10 protein-coding genes are annotated in these 24,628 nt (G+C 32.1%); 4 read left to right on the top strand and 6 right to left on the bottom strand.

The window, feature by feature from the left end; all coding sequences use genetic code 11:
• The coding region (locus E0F76_RS17435) for an integrase core domain-containing protein (protein WP_220398895.1) at positions 1–268 on the top strand (268 nt) is incomplete at its 5' end.
• On the opposite strand, the gene E0F76_RS17430 is transcribed toward E0F76_RS17435, so the two are convergent.
• The 4 genes from E0F76_RS17430 to E0F76_RS17415 all read right to left on the bottom strand — a co-directional run bounded on the left by E0F76_RS17430 (position 252) and on the right by E0F76_RS17415 (position 9,794).
• The gene (locus tag E0F76_RS17430) at positions 252–2,750 is read right to left on the bottom strand and encodes an RICIN domain-containing protein (protein ID WP_132009215.1); all 2,499 of its coding nucleotides are present in this window, start codon (positions 2,748–2,750) and stop codon (positions 252–254) included. The two genes, E0F76_RS17435 and E0F76_RS17430, sit on opposite strands and share 17 nt — an antisense overlap.
• Positions 2,751–2,907: 157 nt before the next feature.
• A complete protein-coding gene (locus E0F76_RS17425) occupies positions 2,908–3,933 on the bottom strand; it encodes a family 43 glycosylhydrolase (protein WP_281275297.1) in 1,026 nt (341 codons plus the stop codon).
• 3 nt (positions 3,934–3,936) lie between these two features.
• A complete protein-coding gene (locus tag E0F76_RS17420) occupies positions 3,937–4,821 on the bottom strand; it encodes a LamG-like jellyroll fold domain-containing protein (RefSeq protein ID WP_246022103.1) in 885 nt (294 codons plus the stop codon).
• A gap of 269 nt (positions 4,822–5,090) precedes the next feature.
• Complete coding sequence (locus E0F76_RS17415; protein ID WP_165932735.1) at positions 5,091–9,794, bottom strand: glycosyl hydrolase; 4,704 nt, start codon at positions 9,792–9,794, stop codon at positions 5,091–5,093.
• Between the two features lie 533 nt (positions 9,795–10,327).
• Between E0F76_RS17415 and E0F76_RS17410 the strand changes: the two genes are divergently transcribed.
• From E0F76_RS17410 to E0F76_RS17400, 3 genes are all read left to right on the top strand, one after another.
• On the top strand, positions 10,328–13,936 hold the full coding sequence (locus E0F76_RS17410) for a family 43 glycosylhydrolase (protein WP_132009209.1): 3,609 nt from the start codon (positions 10,328–10,330) through the stop codon (positions 13,934–13,936).
• A 441-nt stretch (positions 13,937–14,377) separates the two neighbouring features.
• Complete coding sequence (locus E0F76_RS17405) at positions 14,378–17,494, top strand: glycoside hydrolase family 2 TIM barrel-domain containing protein (protein ID WP_132009206.1); 3,117 nt, start codon at positions 14,378–14,380, stop codon at positions 17,492–17,494.
• Between the two features lie 477 nt (positions 17,495–17,971).
• Positions 17,972–22,081, top strand: a complete 4,110-nt coding sequence (locus E0F76_RS17400; protein WP_165932734.1) for a two-component regulator propeller domain-containing protein — start codon at positions 17,972–17,974, stop codon at positions 22,079–22,081.
• 41 nt (positions 22,082–22,122) lie between these two features.
• On the opposite strand, the gene E0F76_RS17395 is transcribed toward E0F76_RS17400, so the two are convergent.
• Together E0F76_RS17395 and E0F76_RS17390 are read right to left on the bottom strand one after the other, a co-directional pair.
• Positions 22,123–23,310: a glycoside hydrolase family 88/105 protein gene (locus E0F76_RS17395; protein WP_220398947.1), complete on the bottom strand. Its 1,188-nt coding sequence runs from the start codon at positions 23,308–23,310 to the stop codon at positions 22,123–22,125.
• A 15-nt stretch (positions 23,311–23,325) separates the two neighbouring features.
• Positions 23,326–24,561 carry a BNR repeat-containing protein gene (locus E0F76_RS17390; protein ID WP_246022102.1) on the bottom strand — a complete coding sequence of 412 codons (1,236 nt, stop codon included), beginning with the start codon at positions 24,559–24,561 and terminating at the stop codon, positions 23,326–23,328.
• Between the last annotated feature and the right edge of the window lie 67 nt (positions 24,562–24,628).

Here is a 24,628-nt window from a genome sequence, read left to right as displayed (position 1 = left end):
TAATGTACTAGAATCCTATAAACTGATCACAAGAAGCATGAGCCGTAAAGGAAATTGTTGGGACAATGCAGTGGCTGAGAGCTTTTTTAAGACTTTGAAAACGGAACAGATTTATGGCAATAAGCTTATATCTAAAGAGCAAATGGGACTCGATTTATTTGAATTTATTGAAATCTGGTACAACAGAAAAAGAAGGCATTCCGCTTTAGAATATAAAACAATCGAAGAATTCTGGAAACAGCAAAATATTTTTAAAAATGTTGCTTAACTAATAGTGCGGTTTTTATTTGCATATCCAGCTTTTCGATTTCATTTTTTGATAATTCATAATTATAAACTCTAAAATCATCAACTCTTCCATTAAATAATGGATCAGAAAATTGACTGCGACCAATGTAATTCAATATTGGTTTAAAATCCAATGGACGTATGGTGATGGCAGTAGATGTAGCCACTTGCACACCATTGACATACATAGTTACTGCTGACTCACCCAATGTTACAGCTACATGTGACCATGCACCAAACCGCAGTGTACCTGCACTGGAATTAGGAGATAAAAACATATATTGATTTTGGTCTTTGCCAAAATCAAAGATTCGTTGCCAAATAGAACCTCCATTCCAATACACCCAGGCAGCAATAGTAATATTTTGCTGATTTGCCAAAGTTGCAGGCAATTGTATGAAAGCATTTGTACCGTTGAGTGCTAATGCCTGCGTGCCTACTTTCCCTGTAACGAAGGAAGTTGTACCAAACGATCCCCCGTGATTTAGATTAATCGAGTTGTCGAGGGTATTTCCGTCGAATAGGAATTGAGACACAAGACTATTCTCTTCTTTTGTAGTTGTAAAGACTTCACTTGTGTATGCTGAACTATTTAAGGATTTGTCCACCGCTTTAATTTTATAAAAATACGTCCCACCTATAGTGGTGGTATTATCCACAAAAGAGGTTGAAGTTATTTTACGTGCAATGGTATTATAACTACCTCCTGCAATTTCAGAACGAAAAATAGTATACCCAGCTACGTCGGCTTCTGGACTGGCACTCCAATTCAACAGGACAGATTCGGCATTAGCAGTCGCAACCAGATTGGCTGGCGTACTAGGTGCTACAAACTCGACAGCTTCACCAACAGGAATAAAACGCCATTGCTGATTGACTCCCCCATTTTTGTCCCATTGAACAATGTTTGCTGCTTCAACGGTGCTTCCATTAAATACATCAATACATTTTGCACTATGACGACTTCGAATATAAAACCAACCATCCTCTGCATAATCTAAGTACCATTGTTGGTTTCCACTTTTGGCATCATCCCATACAATAATATTAGCTCCATTATCTAGTGACCAATTTAAAATATCTGGAGATTTACCACTATGTACTGCTGTAAAAGTAAAGTAACTAAAATCTCCACCAATTCTTGAATTAACTGGAGTTACATTCCATTGTTGATATGTTGCACCCGTATTGGTTCCTTGCTGAAGATTGGCACCTGCTTTTGTAGATCCAGCAGCAACTTCCAGAACTTTACCACTATTTCGATTAACTAGAATGTAAAGTCCATTAATAACAGGTTGTATATCGTCTCCCCAAGTAATATTTACAACCCTTTCGGCATTTGTTTGCCCTTGCTGATAACCAGTTCCTCCAGGAATTACCATTGTATATTCACGCTGTGGGCCAAAGCCATCGTAAAAGACATCTCTTTCTTTAGAAACAAATCGATAAGTTGTAGTTTTAGCTTGTCGCTCAGACGAACCTCCAAAAGCCTGTAAATGCCCTTCTAGATTTCGATACACCGAAGCTGCGGTCCAATTTAGTCTATGCTCATTATAACCTAATCTCATGCCATGACTTGCTTTTACAAACTCGCCACGAGCTAACTCTGCAGTTCCCCACCAAATACCTGTTTGCATACCATATTGAACGCCAACCATGGCCTCCATGACATTATGTAACTCATCATTAGTAGCGTGAAATCCTTTTGAACTAACTGTTTGATAAAAATTCGCATAATTATCAAAACTACCAGCCAACTGATGTGTATTTCCTTCATCTAATACATTCTCCAAGGTGTTAAACCAACTTAAAGCCACATCGTTATTAAGTGTGTTACCTCCTGAAATACGAATATTATCAAAACGAGGATTCTGTTTTAGTTCTCTAGTAATATTATAAAAATCGTCAATAGTACCTTGTCCTGTACCTGTAAAGTCTGGCTCATTAAAAGGCGAAATTGTCACCACTTTCCTGCCATGTTCTTCATGGAGTCTAGCGGTAACATCCATTAATTGAGCCCAACGAGAGGCTATACCTACACCATTTTGATCTTTATACCAAGGATCCACACTAGGATGATCACAATTTAAAACTACTTTAGTATGAGGTCCCAGTAAATCAATAATTCCTAATCTTTCATTAAGCCTACTTAATTCTGTAAACTGAAGATTACCATTAATCAAGGAAGCGGTTGGAGTAAACGATGACCTCACTACATCCACATTATCTATTCCCATAAAAGCAATTCCTCTACGAATATTACTTTCACTTAACCATGCTAAATCCAAGCCCCAAATAATAGGTTTGAATACTCCTAAATCTGTCACATTAAACGAAACAGTCCGGTCTGGAACGGGTTGTGCTACAAAATTATCGCTACCACTAGCGGTTTGCGCATTAATTTGAATAGTTTTGAATCCAAGTAAAAACAGACCCATTAATATTATTCTAACTTTATTCATGATTTTGGTTATGTTATTTGTTAGTTAATCCTAAAAGGAGAACAGTTTTGTAAATAGGACAAGAATGCAATCCTTAGGAAACGTGCTGGCTTTATTTAAAAAGCTGAATTAAAAGAAATATATTGGTTTATGATTTGATTATGATTTTTGAGGTATCTTATATCAAGCGATCAGAATTAATGCAATTTAAAATATAAATGCCTTTTGATAAATGAGATAAATTTAGTTGGCTTTTCTTTGTATTATCCAGAAAGCTACTAAGCTGTTTTACTCCTTTCATATCAAACAATGCGAGTTCATAATTCATTAAATCTTCGTCGGGTAACTCTACTTTAATTATTCCATCAGTAGGATTTGGATATACTTTTATTTGCGTTCTTTTATTCGGATTAACCTCTATAGACATAGTGATAGCTTCTAGCTTTTTAACCCCTTCTGTGGTCATTTGAATACTTTTTATGGAATTATCCTCATTATAATATAAATAGTCCATACATACAGAACTTAAATAACTCCCTCCATTAGTTCTTGTTCCTCCATTGTGGTACACAAAATACCAATTATCTCCATATTCTACAATTGCATGATGGTTGGTGTTACTATTACCCGCTAGTTCATTTAGTATCCCCTTATATTCCCATGGACCATTTATACTCTGACCCATTGCATAAACAGTTTTTTCTGGCCACCATGCTGAATAGGAAAGATAATACCAGTCACCACGCTTATGAATCCAAGGTGCTTCAGTGAAATTTGGAAGACTTACATTCATAATTTCACTATCTAGTTCAATCCTATTATCCTTTAATTTCGCATAATAACATTTTGATTTACCCCAAAAAATATAAGCTTGTCCATCATCATCTACCCAAACAGTTGGATCAATATCATCCCAAGAAATGCCTGTCCATTTTGTTGTCATATTATTGGTAATTAACGCAGTCCCTTTTGCATCTATAAATGGACCTGTTGGAGAATTTGATACTGCTACACCAATTGCTTTTCTAGGCATTGAACTATGTTCAGTTGAAACAAACCAATAGAATTTCCCATTGCGCTCTATCACCTGTGATGCCCATGAAAAATTTCCTGAAGCCCATTGAAAATCACTTGTTTTTAAAGGAACTTCATATTCTTCCCAATTTTTCAAATCTTTTGAAGAAAATACTAACCAATTGGGTATATTTTAATTAGATCCATTACCGGTATCTTGACCAGTATAAATATAGAAAGTATTATCATATACTAGTGCCGCAGGATCTGCTGTATATTTATGTAAAAATAAAAGATTGTTTTCCACCGTATATCTTAGTGGTTGCTTTTGATAGGCAACATAGGCAATATTCATGTTGGATACTTCGGAGGCTAAAACAGAAACTTCGCTTGGTGATAACGCCTTATTATAAATTCTAAAATCGGAAATTAATCCTTTTAAGTAGGCATCAGCGCTGTAAGGTAATCTTACTAAAAAATTATAACGGGTTTTTCCAAGCTGCTGAGGCAAAATGCTAACATTTCCTGAAGTCACAAGACTTCCATCGCTATAGATGTTTCCAATTGTTCCTGACTGCGTATATACCAAATGTTTCCAGATTTTTTTAATCCTTTGTGTGTCACGCTTTATTCCCGTTTCTGTACAGTAATCGCTAAGCGTTATCTTATAACCGTCTATTTTTGCTGAGTAAAACCTACAACATTTTGGTTGTCCTATAATATCATCACTATTAGCAAATGACCAAATAAAATTTCCGTTAGCATTTAAATCAGCCAAATCATTTACACAGATATAAGTGGAAATAGAAAAACTATTTAATGAATTGATTAAATTACCTGCGCTTTCACCCATATCGAGATAACCATTATTAACTCCAAGATTAAGAATAGTATAGATTCCCATCTTATCTATAAAAGAATTGTTTTTTATTGTTGCATCATTCCCGTTTCCCGAAACATCTTCCACAATTCCCTTATTATTTAACTGTTGAAACTTATAATGTATTTTTAGATTTTTATTTTGTCCATTTAATAGTAAACCTGAAATTAGAATTAATAACGTGTAAAATTGTTTCATAATAATGTGGTTGTATTTTAAGCGCATCATAATTACTTTAAAAGCTATATAATTTAATATTTTTTTGTGTTGTAAAAATTTAAGATTAATATTTAGCTTCAAGTTTGCAATACTCACTCAAAAAAATCAGTTTTGAAAACGGGAGAAAACATTAAATTATGAATGGTATTCATCAGCAAAAAGTAAAACAGAAATTATACCCTGTAAAAACTTTCATTCAAATTAAGTTGAAAAATTTATTTTACTTAATGCCAAATCTTATCCTAAAACTATTTAACTAAAACCTTAACAGAGCTTACTCCTTTGCTATCATAAACTTTTACAAGATAAAATCCAGTTTTGTAGTTACCTAAATTAGTGCTACCCCAACTTAATAATTGACCTGTTGAAAGCAATTGACCCGTTATTGAGTAAACCCCATAACTCCCTTTCTCATCACCAATACAATTTACTTTTAATGTATTATTTACCGTATAAAAAGTATATTTAGATTTAGTCATCAACAATGTATCATTAACCCCAAGCTTGGCGTTCATTACATTTGAGATTTCAGTAGAACTTAAAGCTCTATTGAATATTCTAAATTCATCAATAGTACCGTTTAAATAAGGATCTGGCCATTGAGACTTACCAATAAAGTTTAATGCCGTTGTTCCTAATTTTGAAGGATTTATAGTCATCGAATTATTTCTACCAACCTCGACACCATCAATATACATAATACCTAATGCTCCTTCTAATGTAATCGCAACATGAATCCAAGTATTTATTGACGGACTAATTTGACAATTAATTTGTTCTTCTGGCCCACCATTTTTGAATGCAAAACGAAAATTACCATTGGCACCATTTTGTGGAGTTAGAAACATATAATTGCTCGTATCTGTACCAAAATCAAATATACGCGCCCAATTTTGGCTAGTTTCTAGTTTTAGCCAAGTAGAAATCGTGAAATTGGACAATTTTTTCAAAAAGCCTTCTTCTATACCCATATATGATGAACTTGCACCATTTAAGTATATACCACTACCTTCCTTTCCAGTACCCCAAGCTGAAGCACCAATTAATGTACCTCTATAGTTTCCCCAATGATCATGGGGATTTACACTTCCGTTTTCGTTAAAATTATAATATAAGTGTTGTCCTAAATATGGATTGGATCGTAACACTTGGGAATCTGCACTTTCACCAGCTAAATTAAATGCAGAAATCTCGTAATAATAAGTTGTTCCATTTACTACTGTTAGATCTGTATATTCATTCGTATTTAAAGTAGCTATGGTTACAAATGTGCCAAACTCAGAAGTAGAACGTTTTATATGGAACTGGGCATCATACATCATATCCCATTTCAATTTTACTTGAGCATCTCCAGAACCCATTAAAATATTTGAAACGGAAATTGGCTTGTCTATCGCAAAGGTTTTTACATTTATAGAAGAAGAATCTGTACTTTCACCACCAGAATTGATAGCCGAAACTTTATAATAATAATTAGTATCAATATTTAAACCCGTGTCTTTAAAACTTGTCACTGTCACATTTGAAGAAACAACATCATAGGTTCCATTTATAGATAATGCCCTTTTAATATTATATCCTTTAGCACCACTTACAACATCCCAAGTTAAATTTATAATTGAAGAAGATAAGGTTTCTCCCGCTAAATTTGTAGGAGCTAACGGAATTGCACTTTGTTGAAAAATAATTATTGCCGAATAAGCCGATTCCACATTATCCTTACCTACCACTTTAATTTTATACTCTGCTCTTGAATGTACAACATCATCAATATTTATAACCAAATAATCTGTAGATTCATAAAATAAAGAAAACGCGGTTTCACCTTCTAATTTTCTTTCAACAATATATTTATTAACTAAATCATTATTAATTCCTTTCCAATGAATGGTAATTTTTTTATAATTTGATGATAATTCAGAGGATAAGGTTTCTGTCATAGGCTTATATGCAGAGATGTATTCCTTACTTGAATTATACGCTTTTTTAGAAGCATTATTCGCATAATATTCACCAGCTGGAGTAAGAACCATATACGAGTTTGCAGAAGTAGAAATTATAGGAGCCGTTTTTAACCATTCATAATTTGCATAATTTGGATTTCTCCCCTTAAAAGCATCATCAATTGTAACAATCATTGCTCTGGCATCTTGTACCCAATTGTAAATAGAATATCTCTCTACATAATCTGTATTATCTAAAACATTTAATACACCAACAAGATCATTTTTGTGCTTTGTTGCATTAGCATCTGTAAGCATATTAGGGTCATCTGGAAAAGAGTTCCCTGTCCAGTTAGCACCTATATTCCATTCGGTTATCCATATTGGTCTTTTATATTTGTTATAAATATTAGCCAAATCACTAGCCCACTGTGCAGCTGATTTATACCAATAACAATGAAGTGCCATATAATCTACACGATAATTAAGACTCTCTGCTTGAGTCATAAACGAAGCTAACCAAGGATTAAATGGATCTGAAGTAGAAGGAGAACCTAATCGTAAACCAGATTGCATATAAGCCGGCCAGCCATCAATAGCTTGCTGAACAGAAATATTTGCTTGATCTGGACGATCTGGTTCATTGTATCCTAAAAAGTGTGTGTATCCAGCATTATTATTGGCAGGATCAAAACTTGGCCAATATAAATTATGTCTCATTGGAACATATTCTAAATCTGGTGTTGTAATTCCCCCTGTATCCCAATTATAGCGCCATGTACTGTTAGTGGCATTTGTTTCTAAAGTAGCTGATCCAGAACCGCACCATCCTTTTTTAGTAACATCATTCCACCTCATTGTTCGTATAAATGAAATAGTTCCATATAAATAAGAAGGTAAAACATTTATTTCTAAATCATCGTCTTCGGCTATATATACCCTACTATATCCAGTTCCATTTGAGTTGGACGCAAAAGTTGCCATATATCCTTTTTTTAGTTTAAACGATTTTATGTTATTATCGAATGAACCTAAACTAGTGTTTGGTGTAACTATCTGATATTGTTGTGAAGTACCGCCAAAATTTTCCTCAGTAAATACATTTAAAGGGGTATAATTGCTTGAATGCGGATAAATAACACTACCAGAACCATAAGTTGAAACATAAGCATTTGCATTGTTAATTGCTTGAACCCCTCCAACTGTTATTAAATTTAAAAAAGAATTAATGACTTCAGTTGGTTTGACATTATCAAAATATAGACGAGCATCCGAAGAATTAATATCAACAGAAGAATTAATTATTGGACTATATTCATTATTTAAGTACAATGAAGCCGAAGCATTTAATATTACCTTAGATTTAGCAAAAGCACCAACATGTAAGTCATCATTAATTGCAAAAGGAATTATTGAAGGCGCAATATTTTTTACCGGAGCATAAGCTTTATCTTCATATGTTACTGAATTAACCACCATATTAACAGCACCATCTGCATAATTTTTTCCTACTACAATATTGGAGAGAACAATCTCTTTTATACCTACTTTACCAATAGCAAATTGAGCTGCATCTCCAGTTAAAGTAATATAATAGGTTCCATCGCTAATCGGTTTTAATAATAATTCTCCATCTCTTAACGTATTTGCGCTAGCTGTAGTAAACACTTTTGATGTAATTGGTGCTGTTCCATTTTGAGAAGCAGACAAAGCAACTGTTATTTTGTTCCCTGTTGTTCCACTTAATAATTCATAAATCCATGAAAATTTATAAATTTTTCCTCCAATAAGAGTTAAAGGAAAAGAATATGTCGAATTTTGATAAGCTAAATCATTCCATCCTAAGTACATAAGGCGTCCTTTATATTGATTAGCATCAGATTCATAAGTATGCCCTGAAGTAACATCTACATATCGAACACCTGATGCTGCATTAGCAATTTGCCATGGAAGGCTACTATAAGTATTAGACCAACCATAAGTGGCTGGGGTGTTTTCATTATCTTTAGCAAGTCCATCCCAATTATTTATTAAATTTGATGATGATAATTTTAGATCACCTATGCCAAAAAGCCCCCAATCTCCTTTTATTGTCAAGTAGTATTTACCTTTTGATAACGATGTAAATGAGAAATTTCCTCTTTTTAATTTAAAAGCATTTCCACAGCCAAACTCTTTTGAGGCAATTGATCCCGAACCATCAGCATTGGAGGAAATGGCAACTTTTATTTTGGCACCAGAACCGGCATTAGCTACTAAATCATAAATCCAAGAAAAATCATATTGGTAACCATATTCAAGTTCAATAGGATAATTATAGGTAGAAGATGAATAATCATTCCCATCCCAACGAATATACATCAATCTCCCTTGATAAGTTAAGCTGTTATCTTCAAAGGTGTGACCAGATGTAACGTCCATATAACGAACCCCTCCTCCCCCATTTGCAGTATTAAAAATTGTATTAGAAAAGGTATTATTCCACTTGTAATCTGATGGTTTCCCTGAATTATTTGATGAATATCCTGCCCAAGCACCTAAAAAATTATCTGCTCCATATGTTGTTGTTATATTAGAAATACTGCCATCAAGAAATGTTAATTTATCAGAAGTCAAATAATGACCATCCTGATAAATATGTGCTACACCATCTTTTATAGCATATCGAAAGGTTTGTTCTTGAGCATTATCAACTGAAGTACTAATAGTACGAGTTTGAGACAGTAAGGTTGTATTACTAAAACTAGTTTTATCTAAAGATGTTCTAAGTCCTAATCCTAGTTCATTCCTAAATTCCACATCAAGACCTCTACCTATAGCTGAATTAACTTGAGCTTTTACCTCCAATGTAAATTCATCTTTATTTGTATAAGGTATAGTTATAGTGTCTCTTGCTAGTCCATTAGAGAAAACTTTAGCCCCAGTTAAAGTTGTTGCTAGTTCTGCTTTAACTGTAAAATTCGGTATTTGAGCCTTTACCTGAAAAGTAAAAACAATAAAAAATATCATTAAGAGAAAATAGTTTTTGATCATTACAGTAATTATTTTTATTAGTGTTCAATTTTAAAAAAATCAATTTTATAGAGCAGATACATATAGTAATTATTATAAAGATCTAAATTGCGAAATTGATTAGATAACAAATAAAATAAATTATCAATAACTAAGTAGGTTGTTTATTAGCAAAAGAAGGGGGGGTAAATGTCCAAGGTTGCAAAAAAACAACTTAGGATTAAAAAAATTATTCAATAAAAACAATTAACAATGAGACTTAAAAATAACAAAACAGACTATAGTATGCATATTTAAAGCAAATTCGAGAGGAATTGAATAGTCTTTTATTAAAGACCTGCAAGAAGTTTTACATCAAAGCCTTTTAAAACGATTTGTACCCCCTAGTACTAAATCTATTGGTATAATTTTGAAAATACAAACATTTTGAATTAGCACATTTACAAAAGTAATCTCAATTGTTGTCTGCAATACAACATACTACTCTCAATAAATGTTGAACTAAAACTAAATAATAATACTAATAATAAATGAAGAATTTGTTTTTAATGATGGTAAGGAGTACAGTGCTGACTATTACATTGTTTTGTGTAATAAATTTAAATGGACAAAATACAGTTTTAGCTAAATATGATTTTAACTCTGTTCAAGATGTGTCAGGGAATTATATAGGGAATTTAAAAAATGGAGCTCAATTAGTAACATACGGAGACAATTCTGTGTTGTCACTTGGAGATTCCGACGGATATTTTGATTTTGGTGCTAATTTTGGTGCTATTATTTCACAATTAGAAAACTTTAGTATTTCAACAAATTTATACATCTCTAATTCTTATGATAGTAGTGGTAATGGAAACTTTGTATGGACATTTGCCAATTCAACAGACATGGTTAAAACTGCCAATGGAAATCTTTTTTTTAATGCAAGAAACTCAAGGTATTCCATTTCCAAAACTAATTATACTGCTGAATCTAGTGTTATTGTCAATAATTCACTACCAAAAGGACGTTGGATAAATCTTATTTATACACAACAAAATGGAATTGGTAAAATTTTTATTAATGGGTCTCTTATGGCAGAATCGTCAATAACTATAACACCAAAAGAACTTGGTAACACAGCTTATAACTTTTTAGGACGTTCTTGTTACCTAGCAGACAAATATCTTGAAACCGCAATATTTGATAATTTTATAGTGTATAACGGAGCGCTTAATGATTCTGAAATACAAACATTAGGGCAAGATATTATCTCACTTAACAGCACTTTAAACACTACTGTATTAGCAAAGGCTGCTGAAGAACTAATAATTCCAAATGCAACTACAGTAAATTCTAATTTGCTATTAAATACAGATCTTGGCAATCAAGTTACAGTTAAATGGGTTTCTTCAAATACAAGTGTGATATCTGATACTGGAATAGTTACACGCATGCCTATTGATTCTAGCTCAACAAATGTGACTTTAGAAGCTACATTATCCTGCTATAATGCAACTATTACAAAACAATTTGCAATTACTGTTTTACCCTTTTATTCAGATGCTCAAAGTATCCAATTAGATTTAGCTAATTTAACAATAACAGGTAATTTAAGAAATATTAGAACTTCAATCCATTTACCAATAAAAACAGAAGAAGGTGCTGTGATTATTTGGACTTCTGACTCTCCAGATTTTTTAAATAATATTGGAAAAGTTGTTCAATTATCACCTTTAGGAAACGGAAAAAAGAAAGTTACTCTAACCGCTACACTTTTAAAGGGACAGGAAAAATCAAGCCGTACATTTGAGGTTTGGGTTGCCGAAGAAGAGGATCGTTCTTCTTATTTATTTGCTTATTTTACAGGAAATAATACTGATGGAGAACAAATTCGCTTTTCGGTTAGTAATGATGGCTACAATTATACGCCATTAAACAATGGTTTACCTATATTAAATTCAGATTTAATTTCAATAAAAAAAGGAGTTAGAGATCCTCATATTCTTAGAGGTGAAGATGGAAATACGTTTTATATGGTTGCGACCGACATGAAATCTAGTGAAGGTTGGAGTAGTAATCGAGGCATCGTATTATTAAAATCTAATGATTTGACAAATTGGACTCATTCAACCGTTAATTTTCCAACAAAATGGCCAGCAGCATGGGGAAATGTATTACGTGTTTGGGCTCCTCAAACAATTTTTGACCCTATTGCAGGAAAATATATGGTCTACTTCTCTTTGTATACGGGAGCTGGAGCAAATGCCTATGACAAAATCTATTATTGTTATGTAAATGAAGATTTTACGGATTTAATAGGTACACCTGAATTGCTTTTTGACAGAGGAACGGCCAGTATTGATGGAGACATAGTTTTAGATGAAGTTGATGGTTTATACCATATGTTTTTTAAAAATGAATCTTTAGGAGGAATCAGTCAAGTAATTTCGACTACACTTACAGCTGCAATTGGTCAAGAACCTGGGTCACAATGGAGCCAACCTTCATTGCCTTTACAGCAAACTACAGAAGCTGTCGAAGGTTCAGGAGTTTTTAGATTAATAAACACTAATCAATGGGTGCTCATGTATGATTGTTATTCAAACGGACATTATCAATATTCAATATCTTCAAACCTTAAAGATTTCAAATTTGTACAAGACAACTACAATATTAGTGCACGTCATGGTACAACAATTGCAATTTCGGATGCGGAAGCTGCAAGGTTAATTACAAAATGGCCGAGTACGAATTTATATTTAATACCTGAAGGAGCCAGAAATAAAAGAATTAGAAGCAATGGTGTCGAAATAAACAACACCAATAAAACAGTAAAATTAGCGGTGGATTATGGTACCGATTTAACCAATTTCGACCCGATGTTATATGCATCTCCAGGAACAAAAATTTTACCAGAAGGATTTCAAGATTTTAGTAATGGAGAAGTTAAGTATCAAATAATTAAAAATGGAGAAATAAATACCTATTCGGTAGTAGTAAACATAGAAGTAAACCCTATTATTCCTAGTTTTCATGCAGATCCTGAAGTGCTATATTCAGAGAAAACAAGACGTTTTTATATATATCCAACTACCGATGGTTATCAAGGATGGGGTGGTTATACTTTTGATGTGTTCTCTTCTCCAGATTTAGTGAACTGGACAAATGAAGGCACAATTCTTGATTTGAAGACTGATCAAGTCTCTTGGTCTACTGGTAATGCATGGGCACCAAGTATTGTCGAAAAAAAGATTGATAACTCTTATAAATACTTTTTCTATTTTAGCGGGAATACAGGTACACGCAAAGAAATTGGAGTTGCTGTTTCAAATGATCCAACAGGACCTTTCAAAGATTCTGGCTCTACAATAATTTCCCAATTACCATCTGGAATTAATGGTGGACAACTAATCGACGGTGCAGTTTTTAAAGACCCTATTTCTAGTAAAAGTTATTTCTATTGGGGTAATGGGTTTATGGCTGTTGCTGAATTAAATGATGACATGGTAACTATTAAACCAAATACAACATCCGTTATAACACCTTCTGGAGGAAGTTTAAATACATACCAATATAGAGAAGGAACCAATGTCTTTTACAGAAACGGATTATACTATTTTCTTTGGTCCGTAGACGATACTGGATCTGCTAATTATCATGTCGCTTATGGTACTTCGACTTCACCGACAGGTCCAATTAATGTTGCTAATCAACCAATTGTTATTATTCAAGATGAGTCTAATAAAATATATGGCACGGGACACAACTCAATTATTCAGATACCTGGAAGAGATGAATGGTATATAATATATCATCGAATTAACGCAGATCATATAAATTCGGATCCTGGTATTCATCGAGAAGTTTGCATTGATCGATTGAATTTTAATAATGATGGATCTATTATCAAAATAACTCCAACAAAAAGAGGTATTGATCCTGTAATATTAGATCATATTAGTACAAAATCTTTAAGCGTTTCTGATGTTAATCATATAAAGGATTCTGAACTTATCAAGGAAGAAATCTATAGTTTAACTGGAGCTTATTTTGGGAATAATATTAAAAAATTAAAAAATGGAATTTACATAATTAGAAGTGTTTATGAAAATGGTTCTGTTTCGGTTAGAAAGATTTTAAAAACTATAACAAATTAATAAATTATAAAAAAAGATATTGATGGTGTAAAATTTTCCCGAACAATAATTGCAACTTAATAAGTAAATCATTAATTTATTATTGTTTTAATTAAAAAAAATAAAAAAGTTGCAGCATTTTTAACTTGGTGTTTAATTAAGTAATAACAATGGTATAATATCATATTTTAAAATCAGGATAAAATTTTGTAGCAGATTGATTTTTAATGCTGTTTTACTTAGGTTGATTCTTTTGATTTTACAACTTATAAACTTTCGACTTACTTAGTAATAATATAAAATAAAAACAAGAATCGATTATAGATAAATCTAAAATAAAGCAACTGCCCTATTTGACAACTTTTTTTAATGAAAAGAATAATAATAAATTAGTACATTTAAATAAATATAAAAATCTAACACAAATAAACTTAATTATAAAACCCTAGAATATAAATAAGCATGAAAAATAAACTTGTAGTATTAATGTTTTTATTGGCAGTTCAAATCAATTTTGCACAAAAAAAACAAAATGAATGGGAAAACCCAAAGGTTTTTGAAAAAAATAAAGAACCTGGCCGAAGTAATTTTGTCATTTATGAAAATGAAAAATCGGCTAAAGAAAACAATCCTGAAAATTCAGAATTTTATCAAAGTCTAAATGGATTGTGGAAATTTAGTATCGTTAAAAATCCTTCCCAAAGACCTTTGGATTTTTATACACCTGAATTGAATGATTCCAATTGGAAAGAGATTCTTGTTCCTTCAAACTGGGAATTGCAAGGCTATGATATTCCAATTTATACCAATGTTACTTATCCTTTTCCAAAAAATCCACCTTTCATCGGAGGGGATTACAATCCGGTTGCTAGCTATAGAAGAACATTTAGCATTCCAGAAAACTGGAAAGATAAAGAGGTAATTCTAAATTTTGAATCGATTTCTGGTTATGCAAGAGTTTTTCTTAATGGTAAAGAAGTAGGGATGACTAAGGTCTCTAAAAGTCCCGCTGAATTTGATATTACTCCTTATTTAAATAAAGGAGAAAATCTAATTGCTGTGCAAGTATTTCGTTGGCATGATGGAAGTTACCTAGAAGATCAGGATTTTTGGAGATTAAGTGGTATTGAGCGTAATGTGTCTTTACAGGCTTTACCAAAAACCGCTATATGGGATTATTTTGTAAAAAGCGATTTAGATAATCAATACAAAAACGGAATTTTTAATGTTGATGTTAACCTTAGATCATTTGGGAAATCGAAAATTAAAAACCCAATAGTAAAACTGCAATTATTTGATTCCGATGAAAAATTAGTTTATTCAGAAGAAAAGAAAGTGTCATCAGAAAACGAAAAAATAAGTTTTGACAAAACAATATCTAATGTTAAAAAATGGAGTAATGAAGCTCCCAATTTATATCGTTATACCCTTTCACTATTAGATAAAAAAGGGACCGTCATCGAAGTTATTTCCAAAAAAACAGGGTTTAGAAAAATTGAGATTAAAGATGTTCAATTGATGGTAAATGGTAAATCTATTTTAGTAAAAGGAGTAAATCTTCATGAACATCATGGGGACAAAGGACATGTGCCAGATAGAGATATGATGCTCAGAGATATTCAATTAATGAAAGAAAATAATATCAATGCCATTCGTATGAGTCATTATCCCCATGATTCTTATTTGTATGATTTATGCGATGAATACGGAATGTATGTGGTCGATGAAGCCAATATTGAAACTCATGGAATGGGTGCTGCTCTTCAAGGAAAATTTGATGAATCGGTTCATCCAGCCTATTTGCCTGAATGGGCTCCAGCTCACTTGGACAGAATTAAAAGAGCATTCGAAAAGGATAAAAATCATCCTTCGGTGATAATATGGTCAATGGGTAATGAATGTGGTAATGGCCCTGTGTTTTACGACGCTTACGATTGGTTAAAAAAAACAGATTCAACCAGATTGGTGCAATTTGAACAAGCAGGTGAGAATAGAAATACTGATATTGTAGCACCAATGTATCCTGGAATTAAAACCATGATAGATTATGCTAAATCAGATAAAAAAAGACCCTTTATCATGTGTGAATACTCTCATGCAATGGGAAATAGTAATGGAAATTTTCAAGAATATTGGGATATCATCAATAGCAGCAAAAAGATGCAGGGTGGTTTTATCTGGGATTGGGTTGATCAAGGCTTAAGAGCCAAGACTGATACAGGAGAAATGTTTTGGGCTTATGGTGGTGATTTAGGTGGTGCAAAATTACAAAATGACGAAAATTTCTGTGCAAATGGATTAGTTACTGCAGATCGTATTGCACATCCAGGATTGGAAGAAGTTAAAAAGGTATATCAAAATATCGATTTTCAATTAAATGACGATTCGAACTTGAAAGTAACCAATAATTTTAATTTTACAAACTTAGACAATTTCAATTTCAAGTTGGAATTATTTAAAAACGGGATAAAAGTAAAAGAAAGTACTTTTGCTGTAAGTGCCAATCCTTCCGAAAGTGAAGATGTAATTCTAGATTTGGGTTCCTTAGCTACCAATGAAGAATATTTTTTAAATGTATATGCGTATTCTAAAAATGACGTTCCTTTGATTGCAAAAGGACATGAATTTGCCAGAGAACAATTTGCTTTAGGGAAAGGAAATTATTTTAAATCTTCAATTCAAACCAATAGAAGTAATGATTTAACGTATTCAGTAAAAAACAAAACCTTATTTTTTAAAACGAAAGATGTAACAGGAGAGTTTGACCTTGAAAAAGGGGAATTGAAAAGATATGCATCACAAAACGAATCTAAAGTGATGATTACTAATTTTCCAAAACCATATTTCTGGAGAGCGCCAACAGATAATGATTTTGGTAACAAAATGCCAGCTAAACTTGAGATTTGGAAAGATGCACATAAAAACCCCCAAGTACAAAATGTAGAAATAGGTAAAAAAACAGAGCAAGGAATCAATATTAAAGTCACCTATATATTAGCCCAAGTTGAAGTGCCTTATACAGTTACTTATTTAATTCAAAACGATGGTACAATTAATATCACTGCTTCAATAGATATGTCAGGAAAAGAATTACCAGAATTACCTCGCTTTGGAATGCGATTAGAACTTGATGGGGATTTTGATAATTTGAATTATTACGGGCGCGGACCATGGGAAAACTATTCGGATAGAAACACAGCTTCTTTTGTTGGAGTCTATACAGATAAAGTAGTCAATCAATTTACGAGAACCTATATTCGCCCACAGGAGTCTGGCTATAAGACAGATGTTCGTTGGTTAAGTTTATTAAATAAAAAGGGACAAGGTTTAAAAATAACTGGAAACCAAGTATTAGGATTTAGCGCATTAAATATTTCAACAGAACAAATTGACCCAGGAAAAACTAAAGCACAACGTCATCCAACTAATTTAAAATCGACTGATACAGTTTATTTACATGTGGATTACAAGCAGCGTGGATTGGGTGGAGATAATAGCTGGGGGGCCTATCCTCATGCTCCATATCGCTTAGAAGATAAGCAATATAGCTATAGTTATAGTATTACTTTAATTCCATAAATTTGAATTATAAGTGTTTTTTTTTTTACATATTTCTAAACCTGTGGAGTAATTTTCACAGGTTTTATCTTATAACTTAATTTCGATCGAAACAAAGTGATAGAATATTAAAAAAAACAGCACTAAAAAGAAGAATTTTAAAGAAAAAAAAATAAAAAATAATAGCATTAAAACGCTATAAATAGGATTGACACACATCCAAAATGTATCAAAAAAAAAAATGAAATTGGATTAGAATATTATAAATAAGGTATCTCAAAAAAAAGTCATTCCACTAGACTACAAAACAAATGAAAAAAGTGGAATCAGAAAAGTAAATTTTATAATGTTTGCTAACTAATATATTGATTTAATTTACATATCCATATCTTTGAAATATATCATAAATGATATTTAAAATGAATTCAAATCTTTTTTTTAAGGATGCCATTTTAATATAATAGAATTTGAATGTTATTTAATTTGTTAAAAAAATATATGAGAAAATTACTTTTTAGTTTGCTTTTTTTTTACTTAAGCTTTGGTTATGGTCAAGGACTTAAAAAACAATCTAAATTAATTGAAAAAGAGCTTTATTTTTATCTTTTAGATGTTGAATCGGGTTTATCTAATGACGGTATTAATAGTATTGTTCAGGATTCACTTGGATTTATTTGGATAGGAACACAAGAAGGTGTAGATCGATACGATGGAACGCATTTTGATGTTTATAAAAAAGATGATTTTCAAAAAAACAAGAATTTAAGCCATAATATCATTCACGAAATAAGTGTAATTGAAGGAGGAAAATTACTTATAGCTACTCCCATAGGTTTTAATATATACGATTCAAAAAAGGAAACTTTCAAAATTCTTAATTCATCAAATGGATTAATAGACAATAACATAAGTTGTTTTAAATACGGAATAAACAAAGAACTAATTTTAGCAGTTTACGGTAAAGGTGTTCAAATTATTAATAAGAATAATACATCAACATTTTATAAAAGCGATCCTAATACTATTTCTTCATTATCTTCTAATGAAATAATAAGTTTGGCCCAACAAGGTGATTCTTTACTCTGGGTTGGAACTAAAAATAGCGGGCTCAATAAAATCAACTTAAAAACAAAAAAAGTTACTCGAGTTTCACTTGGTAACAATAAAAATGACTATTCTATAGAAATTTCAGCACTTAGCACTAGAAAAAATGGCGATTTATGGGTTGGTTCAAATAAGGGCTTATACATGATTACAATTTCTGGAGATATCCTGCAATTAAAAAAGTCATTAGTTGAAGGTAATGGATTGAGTGACAATAAAATTCTTTGCTTTGAGGAAGATAGTTTTGGAAAATTATGGATTGGTACTAGAAATGGAGGTTTGAATATTATTACTATATCCGATTTTGTAAATAAAAGACCCAATCTTTTGGTAAAATGGTATCTGCCAAAAGATGACGGATCAAGTGTTTTCAATAGAACAGTATCTGCCTTAAAAATGGATTGGAATGGGAATATGTGGATTGGTACAAGTACTGGATTAAATTACGTAAATCCTGAAGGAGAGCCTATAAAACTATTACGGAAAAATAGTTCGAAAACCGAGAGTTTAGGTCATGATAGAATTGGAGCACTATCCGAAAGTACTAACGGTAATGTTTGGGTAGGCACAGATGGAGCTGGACTAGATTTGTACAATCCAATTACGGGGAAAATAAAAAACTTTAGACATCAAAACAACAATTTGTCTAGTTTAAGTAATGATTATATTATTTCATTACTCGAAGATAAGAAGAAAAGGATTTGGGTCGGCACCTACCAAGGTGGCATAAACAAAATGGATTCTAATACCGGTAATTGCAAACATTATTTGGAAGGTGAAACAAAAAACGGCAGTGACGTTCGGGTTATTTTTGAAGATAGCAAAAGCCAAATATGGGTTGGAACCAATAGAGGTGGTTTGTATAAATATAATGAAGAAAGAGATCAATTTATATATATTAATTCTATAGGTAAAATAGATATTAGAGATCTAACTGAAGATAATAAAGGGTATTTATGGATGGCAACTTATGGAAATGGTATTTTGAGGTATGAACCTCGCTTTGATAAAAGTATTTTTTATAACACTTCAAATACAAAAGGCGCAAAGAATGATATTATAAGTCTTTTGGTTCTTCCAAATCAAGAGATACTTGCTGGAACACAAAGTGATGGGCTCATTAGATTGAATTCTAAAAAAAGAACCGCCTTAAATTTCACCGAAAAGGATGGATTAAGTAATAATACTGTAGGGAGTATTATTATGGAAAATCCAAAGAGTATTTGGTTGGGAACAGATCAAGGTATTAGCAACTATAATGCGTTAACCAATGATTTTTACATATTAAATAGCTACACCAATATTCAACAGGGAAAATTTAATATAGGGTCTGGAATAATTACAAAATCTGGAATGATTTATCTAGGAGGTGATAAAGGCCTTAATATTTTTAACCCCGATAATTTGAAAAGAAAAAAAGAAAAAAACACAATTGTTTTTGAACGTTTGGAAGTTTTGAATAAAAAAGCCGAAGTTTCAGAAAGTGATGAAAATAGTATTTTAGATCAATCTATTCTTTATGAAGATCATATTTACCTCAATCATGATCAAACATTTTTTTCAATAGACTATACTGCTTTAAAATATCCATTTGTAAAAAATACCATTTATTCATATCGAATAGATGGATATAATAGCCATTGGATAAGCACTAATAGTTCAGGAAAAGTAAACATCATCAACCTTCCTCATGGTAATTACACTCTAAATGTGAAAGCCAAATTCGGTTTTGGTGATGAAGTGATAAAGAAACTTTTAATTACAATTAAACCTCCCTTTTGGAAAACACCTCTTGCATATTTTTTCTATTTGTTACTTTTGACAGGTCTTGTTTATGGACTAATACGATATTATTCTGAGCGCATTAAGTTGATAAACTCATTATTTCTTGAAAAAAAGCAACGCCAATTAGAATATAATTTAAACGAAGAACGAATTCGATTTTTTACAAGTTTTTCCCATGAACTAAAAACACCTTTAACATTAATATTAGCGCCATTAGAAGATTTAATATTAGAAATTAAATCAATTGAACACAAAAACAGTTTGAATTTAATATTTAAAAATGCGAAATTATTATTACAATCAATAAATAAACTTTTAGAGTTTAGAAAATCAAATTTAGGATTGAGTAAATTAAGAGTCGAAAAGTATAATCTAACTGAATGTTTAGAGCAATGGGTTCATAACTATTATCCTTTAGCAAAAAAAAGAGATATCGCATTGAGCTACGATTTTCCTCAAGAAAGTTTATTTGCTTGGTTTGATCTAGAAAAAATGCATATTATTTTCAATAACCTTTTGTCGAATGCATTTAAATATATGGATAATAAAGGAGAAATACATGTATCCCTTAATTACGATGAAGACAGTTTTGAAATTAAAGTAAGAGATACTGGTTATGGCATTGCAGCCGATGAACTTGAACATGTTTTTGTAAGGTACTATCAATCAAATTCTGTTAAAAGTAAAAATAGTATAGGTATAGGATTAGCTTTGTCCAAAAATTTTACTGAGCTTCATTTAGGAACCATTCATATAGAGAGCGAACTCAAAAAAGGTAGCGTTTTTTCTGTAGTAATTCCTAGAGACAAATCATTATTTGTAAATGCAATTTTTGAAGACCTAGGTTTAGAAAAAGAAAACATGAATCAAGATTTAGAAGAATGGGACGAAATACCAGAATTAAATATTTCAGAAAGTAAAGGAGCAAACATTAATACTAAAGAAAATAGGGAACTTCTATTATTAATTGATGACAACCCAGACATTTTAAGATATTTAGACGGTTTGTTAGAAGATCAATATGACCTTATTTATGCAAATAATGGTGAAGAAGGGGTGAAAAAAGCGTTAAGATATGTACCTGATTTAATTATTTCAGATGTAATGATGCCAAAAATGAATGGTATTGAGCTCTGCAATGTTTTAAAGAAAACCATAGAAACAACTCACATCCCCATAATATTACTAACTGCAAAAGCTAATATTGAAAGTATACAAGAAGGATATGCACATGGTGCTGATGATTATATTGTAAAACCATTTAGTAGTCAAATTTTGCAAACAAGAATCAGAAATTTACTAGATATTAGAAAGCAATTACATAGTTATTTCTTAAAAAAGGAGGATACTAAGGAAAATATAACCAGTGAAAATTCTACATTATTAGAACAAGAAAAAGAATTTTTAAATCAATTAGAGCAAATTATATTAGAACATTTAGATCAAGAAAAAATTGATGTTTGGGGCGTAGCAAAGAGTATAGGCATGAGTCGCACCTCTCTTTTCCGAAAAATTAAAGCCATTACAGGATTAAATATCAATCAATTTATAACAAAAATTAAAATTGATAAAGCCGCAGAATTATTAAAAAAAGGAGATTATACAGTAGCCCAAGCCTCTTATGAAGTTGGTTTTAACAATGTAAAATATTTCAGAAAATTATTCAAAGAACAATTTGGACAACTCCCTTCTGAATTAACACGAAATAACAACGGATAAAATAAAAGTGGTATACTATCAAAAAAAGAATTTTTTAGGAATTATATTTTCTCCAAAAACCGGTACATTTCTGAAGCCGCTAATAAAAAAGCGCCAACACCAAAATCGGCAGTCGAATTTATATCTACCACCTGTCCCGGAATGGCTCTTTCTCCAATTGGTTGCACATACCCTACTGTTCCATCTTCCTGAAGTGCTACTTTAGTTAAATAGTCCCAACTTTTCTCAATAACAGGCAAGTAGATTTTCTTGTCTAAAATACCGTTATTAATTCCCCACAAATATCCATAGGTAAAGAATGCCGTTCCACTAGTTTCAGGTCCTGGTGCCTGTTCGGGATCTAGAATGCTTCGTGTCCAATAGCCTTCTGGCTGTTGTGCCTCTTTTAAAGATTTTGCCATGGCTTTATACCTAGTAATATATTCCTCTCGAAATATTGCGTCTTTTGGTAAATCTTGAATAACTTTTGCCAATCCAGCAAAAACCCATCCGTCTCCTCTAGCCCAAAAATCCTTTTTACCGTTTGCACTTTTATGTTTGGGAAACAGATATTTGGCATCACGGAAATATAATTGTGACTCCTCATCATACATAATACTGTTGGCATAATTCAAATAGTCATGCAGCTTTTTTAAATACAGTTCGTTTCCAGTAACTTTATACAGCTTCGTCATTACGGGCATTACCATATAAAGTCCATCCGCCCACCACCAATAATCGTTTGCATTGGTACTCATCTGATACTCCATCACCTCACGTGCACGCTTTATCTTTTGTGGATCTTTTTGACCTTCTACAGTATAAATATCAATATACGTTTGAAAAGCGATTTGCCAATCGCCAAAAAGCACATGATCATTGGTTTCTCCATAATTATACTTCCATTCTGCCTTATTATCCGATTTAGCCCCTTTGTATTCGTTTTTTTCAGCCCAGGCTTTTGAATAATTCAAATAGTCTTGATTGCCCGTTACCTTATAAGCTTCAATGTTTCCCGTATGATAAGCTGCAGGATTCCAAAAAGCACGATCTGGCACGGGATGGGTATTTTGCCAATGTTTGTTCACTTTATTAATGATCGCCAATACATTCGCTTTGTTTTCAGAAATAGAGCTATTTGCAGGCTTAGTATGTGATTTATTAGCTATTTTAGAACTAGAACCGCAAGAACAAAATAAAGTTAGGGTTAAGCACATACTTAAAAACGGGACAAGTTTATTTATTTTCATTTTTATTGTATTAAACTATTTCGGTAAATTTTTCAATTCTACTATACGAATCATTGTTGGTTGCAGTTTCGCTACGCCTTCACCATCTATTTGAGTAACTTCTTGTGAAAAAATATTTAATTTTCGATCCGTTTTCCAAAGATTAAGATCATAATTAGGTTCCCATTGCCCGATAGAATTAGGTGTTAAATCTGTTATATTCCAATTGAATATTTCATTCAAATTCTTGTAGGCCAAAGATATTTTGTTTCCTCTTTCTTCATCTCTAAAAAGAAGATATAATGTAGTTTGTTTTCCTTTATCGTCAATAAAAATATCCGGTCTTGAAATAGGGATTTGTTTAGTTCCACCGCCGCCCAAATAGAAAGCCGTTTTTCGAAAACCGGTATTTTCTTTTTTCCAATTTCCATTGTTTAAATATACAATTTGAAATTGTGGGATTTCATTTTCACTCCAATAAGATACGATATAAGGATTCCCATTTTTATCCGCTGTCATTGCCGTTTGATTTATCAAGCTGCTTTTTTGTGGAATTTTCCATGCATATTCAGCTGTAGCAGCTGTTATGGGTAATGTATACTTCGTACCCGTAGATTTCTCCCAAGTGATTCCACCGTCTTTTGAACGAGCATAACATAAATCATGATTGGTGTATACATCCCAACTTTCTCGCCAAACCCACGAAAGATGAATTACGCCTTTATCATCAATACAAGATTGCCAATAAGCGCTTCTTTGTTCTTCTCCGTCAAGTAAATTTTGCTGCAATTGCACCCACTTCTTACTTTTAACATCATAGGAATCAATTACCATATTCCCTTTACCAGACGCTCCTGAACGGTAGAAAAAAAGTAGATTTCCATTAGGCAGATTATAAAATTCGGGATAAGTTACTTTTTGCTCTTCTATTCCTGTCATAGCTTGCTCTTCACCAAGTTCTAAACTCAATGGTGCTGCTCCTTTTGCATACCGTAATTTGGTATTATGATGATCCCAAGAAACATGCAAATAACCATCTCCGTCAATGGCGATACTAATAGTGTTATGAGCATCGCTACTATTCCCTTTATAAGCTGTTTGAACTGTTTTCCAGTTTTTTGAGTTTGATTTGCGTTTTCCTAAAATAAGAAAACCATTTTCATCATAATAGGCCGTAAATTGAAATTGCTTAAATGTAGTCAAAGCATTTTTTCGGAATTTTACTGTGTTTACCGAATTGTTTGACCAACCATATCCAACATTTGTTTGCACGATTTTATGAGTAGAACATGCTGAAAAGCTACAAATAATCAAGCAGTATAAAAAACGGTTGTAAATA

Origin of the sequence: Flavobacterium cellulosilyticum, assembly GCF_004349355.1 — a bacterium.
Classification (GTDB): Bacteria; Bacteroidota; Bacteroidia; order Flavobacteriales; family Flavobacteriaceae; genus Flavobacterium; species Flavobacterium cellulosilyticum.
This window is presented reverse-complemented; position numbering and strand designations above follow the sequence as displayed.

What these genes read in the sequence shown, in the direction of transcription:
- E0F76_RS17410 (WP_132009209.1), top strand. Translation starts at nt 10,328, where the DNA reads ATGAAGAATTTGTTTTTAATGATGGTAAGGAGTACAGTGCTGACTATT.
- E0F76_RS17400 (WP_165932734.1), top strand. Translation starts at nt 17,972, where the DNA reads ATGAGAAAATTACTTTTTAGTTTGCTTTTTTTTTACTTAAGCTTTGGT.
- E0F76_RS17420 (WP_246022103.1), bottom strand. Translation starts at nt 4,821, where the DNA reads ATGAAACAATTTTACACGTTATTAATTCTAATTTCAGGTTTACTATTA.
- E0F76_RS17415 (WP_165932735.1), bottom strand. Translation starts at nt 9,794, where the DNA reads ATGATATTTTTTATTGTTTTTACTTTTCAGGTAAAGGCTCAAATACCG.
- E0F76_RS17405 (WP_132009206.1), top strand. Translation starts at nt 14,378, where the DNA reads ATGAAAAATAAACTTGTAGTATTAATGTTTTTATTGGCAGTTCAAATC.
- E0F76_RS17430 (WP_132009215.1), bottom strand. Translation starts at nt 2,750, where the DNA reads ATGAATAAAGTTAGAATAATATTAATGGGTCTGTTTTTACTTGGATTC.
- E0F76_RS17395 (WP_220398947.1), bottom strand. Translation starts at nt 23,310, where the DNA reads ATGAAAATAAATAAACTTGTCCCGTTTTTAAGTATGTGCTTAACCCTA.